At 69.3% G+C, this 11941-nt stretch carries 11 protein-coding genes; all 11 read right to left on the bottom strand.

Annotated elements, in window-relative coordinates; genetic code table 11:
* Positions 1 to 118 precede the first annotated feature (118 nt).
* Entirely contained in the window at positions 119 to 808 is a 690-nt protein-coding gene (locus NMI01S_RS28460; RefSeq protein WP_063001793.1) for a hypothetical protein, read from the bottom strand.
* 80 nt (positions 809 to 888) lie between these two features.
* Complete coding sequence (locus NMI01S_RS28455; RefSeq protein ID WP_063001792.1) at positions 889 to 1944, bottom strand: hypothetical protein; 1056 nt, start codon at positions 1942 to 1944, stop codon at positions 889 to 891.
* Between the two features lie 75 nt (positions 1945 to 2019).
* A complete protein-coding gene (locus NMI01S_RS28450; protein WP_223273873.1) occupies positions 2020 to 2355 on the bottom strand; it encodes a helix-turn-helix domain-containing protein in 336 nt (111 codons plus the stop codon).
* A 27-nt stretch (positions 2356 to 2382) separates the two neighbouring features.
* Complete coding sequence (gene eccE / locus NMI01S_RS28445; protein ID WP_063001791.1) at positions 2383 to 4086, bottom strand: type VII secretion protein EccE; 1704 nt, start codon at positions 4084 to 4086, stop codon at positions 2383 to 2385.
* Between the two features lie 2 nt (positions 4087 to 4088).
* Entirely contained in the window at positions 4089 to 5447 is a 1359-nt protein-coding gene (gene mycP, locus NMI01S_RS28440; protein ID WP_063001790.1) for a type VII secretion-associated serine protease mycosin, read from the bottom strand.
* Positions 5447 to 6973 carry a type VII secretion integral membrane protein EccD gene (eccD, locus tag NMI01S_RS28435; protein WP_063001831.1) on the bottom strand — a complete coding sequence of 509 codons (1527 nt, stop codon included), beginning with the start codon at positions 6971 to 6973 and terminating at the stop codon, positions 5447 to 5449. The genes mycP and eccD overlap by 1 nt, the downstream gene beginning before the upstream one ends.
* Complete coding sequence (locus NMI01S_RS36100; RefSeq protein WP_245717066.1) at positions 6970 to 8706, bottom strand: nucleotide-binding protein; 1737 nt, start codon at positions 8704 to 8706, stop codon at positions 6970 to 6972. Before NMI01S_RS36100 ends, eccD begins: the two co-directional genes overlap by 4 nt.
* Before the next feature lie 36 nt (positions 8707 to 8742).
* Positions 8743 to 9579 carry an ESX secretion-associated protein EspG gene (locus NMI01S_RS28420; protein ID WP_063001788.1) on the bottom strand — a complete coding sequence of 279 codons (837 nt, stop codon included), beginning with the start codon at positions 9577 to 9579 and terminating at the stop codon, positions 8743 to 8745.
* Positions 9572 to 9874, bottom strand: coding sequence for a hypothetical protein (locus NMI01S_RS28415; RefSeq protein ID WP_063001787.1), 303 nt, complete (start codon positions 9872 to 9874; stop codon positions 9572 to 9574). The genes NMI01S_RS28420 and NMI01S_RS28415 overlap by 8 nt, the downstream gene beginning before the upstream one ends.
* Positions 9875 to 9931: 57 nt before the next feature.
* Positions 9932 to 10333, bottom strand: coding sequence for a hypothetical protein (locus NMI01S_RS28410; protein WP_063001786.1), 402 nt, complete (start codon positions 10331 to 10333; stop codon positions 9932 to 9934).
* An 87-nt stretch (positions 10334 to 10420) separates the two neighbouring features.
* Complete coding sequence (locus NMI01S_RS28405) at positions 10421 to 11938, bottom strand: PPE family protein (RefSeq protein ID WP_063001785.1); 1518 nt, start codon at positions 11936 to 11938, stop codon at positions 10421 to 10423.
* Positions 11939 to 11941: the final 3 nt, after the last annotated feature.

Genomic DNA, 11941 nt, shown 5'->3' with positions numbered 1-11941 from the left:
ACCCGTGCCTTCCCGCGATCGGAATCGGTACCGCAGTATTGCGGACTGTCTGTAACGTGCCGTTAAATAACGGCACGTTGTTCAGTGTAACAAGGATTGCGCGCTGTTACCCGGTTTCTCAGCGAACCAAACCGGATCGGAACAGAAAAGTCTGCGCGCCTGCACGATTCGCGAACGTCGCCGTCTCGATGCGCAGACCGGTGCGGGTATCTGCATACCACACCGTTGCCGAAGGACCGATGGCGACGAACACGGTGCCGTCGGCGATGACCGTGCCGCCGGCCACGCGCCAGCCGTTGACCACCGCGGTCAGATTCTGCGGTGGATCGGCGCGCACAGTGAAGGTCAGTTGCCGGCCGTCGGTGATACCGCCGGACAACAACGGGTGATCGGCCGCGATCACACAGTTGTCCACCGCGGGCCCGCTGTCGACATGACGGCACGAGGAGGCGGCCCGCACCAGATCGGGCAGCGCCTCGACGGGGGTGAGCTGCCCGATCATCGGCGGCGCGTCCACCGCGCAGGAACGGATGACCACAACGGCCACCACCAGCAGCGCGGCGATCGCGGCGATCGCGACCTTCCAGCTGACCTCCGGCGCAGCGATTGCGGCAGCGCCTTTTTCGGCCTCGGCGGCCGCTTTGGTGGCGCCCTCACCCGCTTTCGCGACCTCGGCACCCACCTTCTCCGCCGCACCCGCGGTGCGCGCGATCAGGCGCCCGGCTTCCAATGCGGTGTGCGCGGCATCCGCCAGCAGTGGGTGACCGGCGCTACCACCGTCGACACGGGCCTCGGGACCGAGCGGCAACGGGGCTCCGCAATGGCCGCAACGAGTTTCGTCTCCGCCATTGCGATGGGAGCAGTACTGGCAGATCGAATGCGGAGGTTTCAATGTCCCGTGATCACAATCGAGGAGATGGCGGTGGCGTTGATCGAGGGCTCGCCTTTGGACTGCTGGATCGTCAAGGTGATCTTCGAGGCGCTGACCGCGGGAGACATCTTGGTGACCACGAGACTGCGCTGATCCAGCGTCTGCTGCGTATATCGCGTCGCGGTCGGATCGTCGAACAGATACGACACCCGGCTCACCGTGCGGTACTTGTTCCACTGGTCCGCACCGTCGCTGCCGACGCTGTCCCAGCCGGGGACGATCCCGATGGAGTCCACCTGGTATTTCTTGCCGAGGTCGATCGTCATGACCTGGCCGTCGATCTTGAACGCCCGCACGCAGGACCAGGCTTTGCCCGGCTCACCGGAAAAGGCGTCCATCGCGTCCGTACTGCCGGCCGGGCAGTGCGCCTGCGCGGATCGGACCTTGATGGGGGCGCTGCTCGACTCCGAGGGCGCCGATTCCGGACCCGCGCCCGGCTTCGACGACGGGGGTGCGGCGGCCACCGGAGTGACCACGGCCAGCTGCTCGGGATTGCTCTTCTTACCGCCCGTGGTGACCAGCACCAGCACGAGCACGAGGGCCAGCGCCGCGGCGACCGCCAGGGCGACCTTCGGTTTGCGCAGCTGGGCCAGCACCACCTGCGGAAATTGCGGCCCACCGGCCGAGGTGGGGTCGGCCGCCTTCTCGCGGGGTTCGGGCGCGGCGCCGGCCCGCTGTTCGGATTCCTCCGCCGCCGCGCCGAGCCGCGCCGAACGCTCGGAGAAGTCCGAGGTGAATTCGAGCTGGCTGGCCCCGGCGGGCGATTCACCGCTGAGCAGCGCCATGATCCGGTCACTGGCCTTCGGCCCGGAACTCACCTTGCGCACCGACGGTACCGAATCGGAATCCGCTACGGAATCAACGGCATTCGGATGTTCGGTAGCCGAGGGACCGGCGGCCGGGCCGCCGTCGGCGGTGAATTCGGGCGATCCGAACGACGGGTCGGAGAGCAGCGTGTCCAGGACCGCGCCGCGATGGCGAAGGAAGAGATCTCCCTGGTCCTCGGCGGGCATATCCCGGATGGTAGCGACAATCACACCCGTGCCTCATCGGCACTATTCCCGCTGGGGAGAACAGTTTTCGCCGATTCAGTCCGGACGTTCGGTGACGAAATACTCCGGCGGCACATCGAAGACCCGGGCCAGCGCGATGATCAGATCCAACCGCGGAATCGCTTCCCCGTGCACCAGCCGGTACAGCCCGGACTGCGACACCGGCACATCCGGGTACGCCAGTTCCAGGTGCTGCGCCAGCGAATACAGCGTCAGCGACCTGGTCGAGCCGTCCTCGGTCGACACCACGGATTCCGCGATCAGCTCCGACAGGCGGCGGGAGAAGATCGCCGCCGCGCTCTGCCGGGGTGTTAGCGAGTCGTCGCCGTCCGGAGGCTGAATATCACCATCGGTCTGGGAGTCCGCCACCACATTGATCAACATTACCGTCCCGATTCGTCAGTCGGCACCAGGACCACCTACCTGCGGGGCCGTGATCGCCGGTCTATCGCCTGCCGCCGCCGGGGGCGCCGGATTGTCGTAATAGCGGGTCTCGCCGCGCGGCTCGATCAGATCCACCCGCACCGTGCGCATCGGAATGCTGACATCCACCGACGTCGCGGTGACCTGGTTGATCGCCAGATCCACGGATCGGCGGCGCGAGGTCCCCGGATCGTTGATGGTCACCGTGGTGTGCGCCGTCGAGGCGCGCGGTGACATCTGGTCGAACACCGCGATGGTGGCCGGGCTGCCGGGGGTCCCGCCGTCCGCGTCGGCGAGTCCGGATTCGGCCGCCAGCCGCAGCGAGGACGGGTCGCCGACCGCGGAAACCAGCTGCGACCAGCGGTGCGGCCGGGCCGAATGCACCTCGACGTCGGCGCCGACCACCATCGCGCGCAGCACGATCTGCTGGGCCACCGGCAGATCGGCGTGCACGTCGATGGTGCGCCGGCGCGGGTTGTAGCGCGCCGGGTCGAACAGCGGCAGGGCGAGTGCGTGCTGCGGCCGGCCACTGATCGATCCCAGGATCTGCCCGTTCGGGCCGATGGTGATCGGCAGCTCCGCGAGCAGCTCCGGGGAGGCCACGTCGTTGCCGGTGTCGTCGGGCGGCAGGGCGGAGACCGGAGTTCCGGTCGGCAACGTCGCCAGCAGGGCCGTCGACTGACGGCCACCGAGCCGCCGCAGATAGTCGACCGGCGCCGAGGTGACCGGCGGACCGACATAGCGCACGATGCCGCGCGGTCCGAGCGCACCGCCGGCCAGGCTGACCACGAGAGTGGTCCGGCCGCGATTCCAGTTCCAGCAGTCGTCGAGGCCCGCACCGTGCAACTGGGTCCAATCGATGGAGAAACTGGTCACGCAGCGCCCGGAGGCCGGCGATTCCAGCTGTCCCCAGCGCTCGCGCAGCTCCGCGGGTTCGACCCCGGCGTGCAGCAGCCGGGTCGCCTCCCGCAACGCGTCCGCGGGCAGGGCGTGCGCCGAGATACCCCGCTCCCGCAGCCGGGACGCGATCCGATGCGCCGCGGTGGCGAGTGCTTTCGGGCCGGTGACCTCGGCCGGGCCGCGGCGGGCCAGCGCGGTGAGATTGCGCTGCTGATCCAGGCGCAGCACCAGCCAGGTCATCCGCTCCCCCACCACCGGATGGGTGCCGATCAGCTGGTCGTAGAGCATGCTGTAGCTGGTCGCCGGACGGACCCGCTGGCCGGTGGTCACGATATCGATGTCGACGGCGATCCCGTATTGATCCAGCATCGAGACCAGCGTGTCGATGGGTACGACGTCCTCGGTGTAGAGCGTCTCCTCACCGATCACGGTGGGCAGATCCAAGTCGGGTGCCAGCTGGATCATCGCGACCAGCGTCGACTCGTCGGTGTGGATACCGCACACGCCGGCGGCGACCTCCACGTCGTGGATCTCGCGCGGCCGGGCCCGCTCCCGCGCCCGCGCCGCCATACCGGCCCGGTACTCGCACCAGTCCAGGAACCAGCGCACCGCGGTACGCCCGTCGACGCGGACCAGTACCGCGCTCGCCATCGCCACCACCACCAGCGGAGCGACCCACAGCGGCGCGCGGCCCCACAAACCGACCAGCACGAAACTGGCGGCGATCGAAGCCGTCACGATCGGCCCGCCCTCCGGACTGCCGATTCGGATGTTCGCCACGCTCAACGGCGTCTCCCGATCACCGTGCCGGCGTAGCTCGCTCCCACCCCGGCCACGAGCGCGGCCAGGATGACGATGCCGGCCACGATCGCCGGGCGGCGGTCGGCCGCGCGCGCGGGCGGCGGCACGAGGAGTTCGGTGGAGCGGAACAGGCCCGCCGGCTGGCGCGGAGCGGTCCGAAGACTCAGTGCCGCGAGCGGGTCGATCATGCCCGCACCGACCGAGTTGTCGATGCCGCGAGCAGGTGCGTGCGCGCTGGCCTGCAGGCGGGCGGCGATCTCCTGGGGCGTCTCGTTCGGGTAGCGCGAACGCAACAGCGCGGCCACGCCGCTCACATAGGCCGCCGCGAACGAGGCGCCGCCCACGGCGACCAGTTTGTCGGGCGCGCCGACGCCGTTGATCAGGCCACCGCCGCCCGGGCCGAGCGATTCGATTCCGGTGCCGGGCGCGGCCACCGAAACCCACGGTCCGGCAAGTGAATCCGGCATCGGGGCGCCGGTGGCGGTGGTGAATCCGACGGTCAGCACATCCGAGCCGAACCAGCCGGGTGACGAAATCGTCTGCACCGCACCCCAGTTCCGGGAATCGCGCGGGCGACTCGGATCGATCGGCGGGTTCTGCTGACATCCCGAGCTACCGGTGTTGCCCGCCCCGGCCACGATGAGCGCGCCGCGCACGTGCACGGCGAATCCGATGGCCGCCGACAGCATCGACTGGTCGAGTTTCGAATCCGCGGGCACACAGATCGGCAGCGATACGGTGATCACCCCGGCGCCGAGGTTCGCCGCGTGGGTGATGGCGCGGGCCAGATTGCGCAACTCGCGGGCCGGCGCCGCGGTGGCCTCGTCCCCCTGCGGCTGTTCCGGGCTGAAGGCGCCCGACCGGTAGCGGATCGACACCAGCCTGGCGTCCGGTGCGACACCGCTGAACCCGTCGGCGGGATCCGAGGTGGCGCCGATGATTCCGGCGATCAGCGTGCCGTGCGCGTCGCAATCCGAGAGCCCGTCGCCGCCGGCGGCCACGTAGTCGCCGCCACCGGTGAGATTGGGCAGCCGCGGATTCGGGCCGACCCCGGTATCGACGATCGCGACGGTCACGCCGCCGCCGCGGCTCAGCGCCCGCGCCTGGCGCAGATCCAGGGCCTGTTCGGGCGGTGGCGTCTGCTTCACGTCGCTGTTGGGCAGCAGGCCGACGGCCAGACAGCCCTTGTCCTGTTTGGTCGGCACCTCGGGGCCGGGCGGGCCGTCGGGCGGCGCCGCGCCAACGACCACGTCCGGCGGGTCCAACGCGGCGGCCGGACCGGCACCCAGCAGGAGGAGCACCGCGACCAGCGCCGTGCTCGCGGATCGGATCGGACGCATCAGATCTCTCGCATGGCGGTGTAGATGCCCATGATCCAGAACGCGATCACCGGGACGATCACGATCAGGGCGTACTCGATCAGATCGATGACGCGGCGGGTCACCGGCGACAGGCGCGTACCCGGAAGCCGAAGCGCCGCAACGCAGGCCGCCACCGCCGCCGCCACCGCGACGAGCACGACCACCAGCCGGGCGCCCGGGGTGTGATAGGCACCGACCAGGACGAATCCGAGACCGGTCAGGGTGATGGCGGCGGCCGAGACCAGCGCGAGGGCCTGCACACGATCCGGGAACCAGCGCGAGCGCAGCACCAGAATCCCGGCGACCGCCACCGCCAGCACGATTTCGCGGATCCCGCCCGGGCTCGCCGCGGCGGTGACGACCGTCGACACCGACAGCAGTACCGCGACCGCCGCCATCAGTCCCCGCAGGCTGGTCACGGCCAGCCGGGCGCGGGCCTCGATCCCGGAGTGGGCCCGGCGCCGATCACGCTCGTCCTGCTCCTCGAGTTCGGGATCGGCCTCGCGGGCGGCCTCGGCGTCGAAGATGTCGGTCAGGGTCGACGGCGCCACCTCACTGCCCGGATCGGGCAGGTCCGGCGGGCGGATGCGGGCGATCACGACCGCCAGCCGGGGCGCGGCCGTCAACACGATCAGCCCCGCGAAGACGAGACCGGCGGTGACCTGCCGCAGCGCGAGATCGAGATAGGTGGCCGGTACCGCGGCCGCGGTGATCACCACGCCCAGCACGGTGACCGACATCAACGTGGCGATCCCGAAACGGGTCACGCGCATCATGGTCGCGGCCGACACGGCGGCCACCACGGCCCCGGCGGCGATATTGGCCGCGGCGAACGCGCCCGGCTCCCCGTAGGCGGGCGGCACCAGCATCGCCCCACCGGCGGACAGCAGCGGCACGGCCGACAGCGCCAGGCCCAGCGAGATGCCCGGTGCCACCCGCCGCCCGCGCACGACCAGCGCCGCCACCCAGTACGCCACGCCGAGCAGCAGTGCGGGCAGCCCGCACCACCACACCGAGCCGGTCTCGGTCCACGACCACGCCAGCATTCCGGCGGCGGCGACCGCACCCACGCCCAGGGCGCTGACGCCCACGATCGCGATGGTGCCGCGGTCGAATTCGGCGAATTCGCGTTCGTTGATCATCGCCAGGGCGTCGGTGATGTCCTCGACGACCGGGGTGAACATCTCCGCCGACTCCACCGCGGTGAGCATGAGCACGGCGCCGTCGACCACGTCGTGATCGGCCAGACTGCGCCACCGGGGAATCGGCGGCTCACCGGGCCGGGCCAGACTCCACTGTCCGCTGGGCGGAGTGAAATCCACGTTCTCGTCGTCGATCGCGCGCGACAGGACTCCGAGGAGATCGTCGATGAAGGTCTCGATGGTGAATTTGGTCGGCACCACCACATCGACCTGATAGGTGGCGACCATGATCGCGATCCGGGCCCGCGCCACCTCGGCCGTGGGCGCCGCCGCCGCGGGGGCGGTCGCGTAGGCAGCGGTCATCGCCACCCTCCGCGATCGCCGCCGGCCATCGGCGAACCCGGGAAGCCGTCGGCCAGCGCGGCGGCGAGCTCCTCGAACGCCAGGCCCGTGTCCTCGTCGAGCAGTCGGAGGTCGATCTCGCCGCCTTCGGACAGATGCGCGTCGTAGGGCAGTTCGAAGGTGGGCCGCTGGGCGGTGGCGAAGAGCTTCTCGATCTGGTCGACCTCGACGGTCGGCTTCACCGGGTGATGGTGCACGATCGCGACGATCGATTTGGCGATCAAATGTTGCATCCCATGCGAATTCAGCCAATTGAGGGTGGCGACCGCGCCCTTCACCCCGCCCACGGTCGCGGGCGTGACGACCAGCACCGCGTCGCTGGTGTTCAAGACGCTCCCGGTGGCCGAATCCAGCACGCCGGTACCGCAATCCACGAGCATCAGGTTGTAGTGGCGGCGCAGGATCTCGACGGCGGCGGAGTATTCACCACCCGACAGCGCCTCCACCGATTCGGTATTCCACGGTGAGGCCACCACGGCCAGATCGGCATCGTTGATCGAGGTGAACGAATGCACCGCCGAGAACGCCTCGAGATTCGGGGAGCGAACCAGATCCCGCAGCGTCAGACCGTAGGGATGCGGCCGCGTCCTCGTCGGCAGATCACCGAAGTCGGGATTCGCGTCGATCGCCACCACCCGGTCCGGGCGCAGGCGGGCGAAGGTGGAGCCGAGCGCCGCGGTCACCGTGGTGCGCCCGACGCCGCCCTTCACGCTGATCACCGCGATCTGGTAGGTGCTGTTGAGCTGACGGCGGATACGGCCCCGGCGATCCTGTTTCCGCTGTTCGGACGGGGACAGGCCGAGATTGAAGCCGACCTTGTTCAGCGCACCCCGCACACCGCTGGTGGATTTCAGCTGGGCGCGGTGCGCCGCGGCGATATCGGCCAGCAGTTCCGCGGAAGTCAGTGCGGCGGGCAGGATCTCGACCCGCTCGGAGCTCTGCACACTGCGGTCGACGCGGTCCGGGACCCGGGCGGCGGCCGGCGTTGTCGTGGAGTAGGGGGTGGGCGCGGCGGCGTGCGGCGAGGTCGCGGTCTGCTGCCAGGTCGGCGGGGCGGTCTGGGCCGCGGAATGCCAGCTCGCAGCGGATGTTTCGGCCGCATGCGGGGCGGCAGGGGGTGTCGAGGCGTCGGCGGTGCTCGTGGGTGCTTCGGCGCCGGACCGGACGCCCGGCGAGTGCACCGGCCCGGGCTGCACCGAACCCGGCTGCACGGATCCCGATTGCGCTGCTCCCGATTGCGCCGAACCCGGGTGCGCCGAACCCGGCTGCACGGCACCCGGAGCTACCGGAGCTACCTGCGCGGGTGCCGCCGCCGAGCCGGGCTGGACGGAGCCCGGTGCTGCCGGACCCGGCTGCGCGGACCCCGGTGGTACCGGACCCGGCTGCGGTCCGCCGGTGGCTCCTGAGCCGACGGGCGCCGCGCCGGTCGGCGCCCCGGCCAGGGGTGCGGCGGAGCGTGCGGGGTCGGCCGGTATCGCACCGCCGGCCGGCTCGCTCGACGACTGCACGGCGGAACCGGCTGCCGCGGCGGCATTTCCGGCCATCGACGTCGAGGCCTGCGACGTCGAGGCCGCGGAGTCACCGGTGGGCGCCGGACCCGGCTGGTCGGGCACCGCCGCGAAGAAGGCGTCGTAACCGCCCCGAGCCCGGACGGCCTCGGCCGCATGCCCATTCGTACTCGGTGCTCGGTTCATGTCCCTCATCCTCTCGAAAACGCCCGGCGGACGGTCTTATTCGACCCGACTGGTTTCGAACCAGCTGCGGCCGGGTAGAAGATCCACCAGTGCCGCGACGCCGGCGTGCAGCGCCGCCTCGTCGCCGGGCGCGTACGTCGCCCGAGTCCGGCCGTCCAGCGCCACACTCGGAGTCACGATGATTCGGCCCGACAGGGTATCGAGCACACTTACGCAGACCTCGGGTCGAGGTGTGGCTCCGTCATGGTGTTCGGTCACGACGATTTCCGCACGCCGGGCGACTTCGCTCAGCACTCGGGAGAGCAGACTCGCCGTGCGCGGCTCGGCGCCGAGTTCGACCAGTGCCCGCCGGCGCTCGTCGGGCTCGGCCGGAACCTCGTCGAAGTCTTCGGCCCATGCCGACAGCGGCGTGAAATCCAGCGCTGGGGCCGGCCCCAGCGCGGCCGACAACGCCTCGGTCAGGGTGTCCAGGCGATGGTCGCCCGCGGGTACGGACTGGATGACGACATGGTCGTCGGACCGCACCGCGAGCACCTGTGTCTCGTCCGAGCGGACCAGCGACAGTCGCAGCATGCCTTTCGGACCGTCGAGACCGGTGTCGACGATCCGGGCGATCAATTCCACATCCGGCCGGTACAGGCAGTGCAGCCAATGTTCGATCGTCGGGTGGACCCGACCGTCGACGATCATCCCCGCCTCGGTCAGCTGATCGGTGACGACGGAATACACCCGTTCCCGATCCTCGACGCGGTAGATATTGGGCAGCAGTGCCAGCACCGGCGGATAGGAGTCGATGCCGACCAGATGCCGAAGCAGCAGGGCGGCATCGACATTCAGATCGATCGCTACCGGATCCTCCTGCGCATCATCCACGCATGCTCGCGGCACTGGCCTTGTCGGCAATCTGGACCATACCCTGGCTACCGGCGGCGAAGTGGATCTGCTGATTCAGCCGAACCAGGTTCGACTGGTGGGCCACCAGCAAGCCGTTCAGCTTCCCCGCGACCTCCTGGTAGGCATCCGAGGACGCACCACCCAGGATGTTCGCCAGCGTTCCCTGCAGGTTCTTCAGGTTGTTGACATTGTCTTCCATCGCCTGCCCGAGCGTTTTGAGCGTGGTGTGGTGCTCATCGACCTGAGCGAAATTGAAGTACATATTTCCGGCCATGATTCATCGGACCTTTCGTGTGTTTTCCGGGAATGAGATCTGCACGGCTGCCAGGGGTCAGGACGCGAAAGAGGTGTTGATCTTGCCCGACATCTGGGAGGCGGCGAAGGCTCCGCCGGACCCTTCGGTCGCGTTGACGTGGCCATCGCTACCGTCGGCAGCGAGCACCTTTTGCGCGGCATCGAGGTCGTCCATATCGACCTTGCCGCCGCGCTTCTGGATCTCGCTCAGAATGCGCTGCAGTTCAGTGGCGAGATTCTTACCGCTGATGTGCAGATCGTTGAGGGTGTTGTCGATCGCCGTACCGGTGTGCTGACTCTTGACCGCGGTGTTCAACCCCAGCCGAGTCGCATCCAGGGTCCGGAGCTGGTTCTCGAGCTCACCGAGCGCCAGCGCGGTCTTGGTAGCACCGGTGTTCCAGTCGTCCGATGTTCCCTGCAAGACATTGGGATTGGTCATTTCTCATTCCTTTCGAAGTTCGTTTCACAGTCGGCTCCGCGATCGGCGGAGACGTTGAGGGGAGGCCCGGGGCCGGTGACCGGCGCGCTAGTCGCGACTCCGGTATTCGCCGGGGACATCCATCGGAACCGTGACCGGCTCGTCCTCGACGCGGTCGAGCACACCGAGGGCGGGGACCAATTCCGGTACAGAGTCGATTGTGTGGTCGTCGTCGGCGTATTCGATTACGCCGACCACAGGAGTCTTCTCGAGCACCGGCACCTCTTCGTGGTCACCGGGCACGAAGACCTTGGAGGGCTTCTTCTCGTCGTCGCGGCGCCGACGCATCTGCGCCTTGGGCGCCACCGCACCTCGCGGTACGTTGCGCGGCGGCACCGGTCCGGTGGTCGGTTCACCGGGCAGCGGACCGAATGCCTTGGCTCCCATCTGACCCCAGTTGGCCGGCATCCGGAATCCGGTGCCGGAGGCGGGCACCGCACCCAACCCACTGCGGACCATCGAGAACGAGACCGCGCTGCCCACACCGCCGTTGAGGCCCATGAGGGTGGTCGAGTACGGTGACGTGCCGTAGAAGCCGTGTTGCTCCTCGGTCAGATAGCCGCCGTCACCACCGGAATTGCCCAGCGAGTCGGTCATCGACGACATGGTGTTGTTGACATCCGACAACGCGCTCTGGGCCTCGGACCCGCCGGGTGTGGTCTGAGCGGGATCGACGCCCGTATCGGTCGGTCCCGCAGGCTTGCCCGGATCGAGCCCGTCGCCGGTGACATCGCCCGAGCCGTCGCCGGGGCCGCCGCCCGGTCCGCCGCCCGGCCCGCCCGGTCCGCCGGGGTCGGAGGTCCCGTGGTACCCGCCACCACCGCCTTGCGGCGGCGGGTCGGGAGGACTGAAATACGTTGTCCCCGGAGGACTTCCGCCCTCACCGGCGATGGTCGGCGCCACCAACGGTGGTGGCATGGCGGCGATCAGCGCTGTCGATTCCGCCTGGTAGACCTCCATCGTCTCCGCTGCTTGTACCCACATCATCAGGTACATCGCTTCGTTCTCCAGGAGCAACGGCGTCACCGCACCCTGACACGCGACGTTCTCGGCTGCCAGCACCACAGCAGCTGCCCGGTTGGCGAGGATCACCGGCAGCGGCGGCATCATCGCGCGCGCAGCGCCGTTGGCCGCCCCGGCGCTGGCTGCGAGCTCCGACATCTGCTGGGCGACGGCAGCCTGTTCCCGGTACCACATCGTGTGATTACTGAACGCGCTGTGCGCGCGTTCACCGGCCTCGCTCTGCCACGAAACTTGCATCGCTCCGTTGGATCCCTCGAATCCACCGGCCGCTGCCGTCAACGCCTCCGCTACCGCCCCGTAGGCGGCCGAGGTAGCCATCATCGGAGCCGGGCCGGGGCCCGCGGTCAGTTGTGCCGAATTCACCTCCGGCGGAAGCGCGCCGAATGCGAGCGTTTGCATCGCTTCCATCGCCAGGCTGGCCATAACAGCCAGGTCGAGCGCCGCCTGCAAAGTAGCAGCGGGGTCTGCCGCGGAACAGCCGATGTCTCCGGCCACACTCATACCGGCCGCGGCCCCCGCCGCCGCACCGGAAACCGCGTCCATCAC

The organism is Nocardia mikamii NBRC 108933, assembly GCF_001613505.1.
Taxonomy (GTDB): Bacteria; Actinomycetota; Actinomycetes; order Mycobacteriales; family Mycobacteriaceae; genus Nocardia; species Nocardia mikamii.
This window is presented reverse-complemented; position numbering and strand designations above follow the sequence as displayed.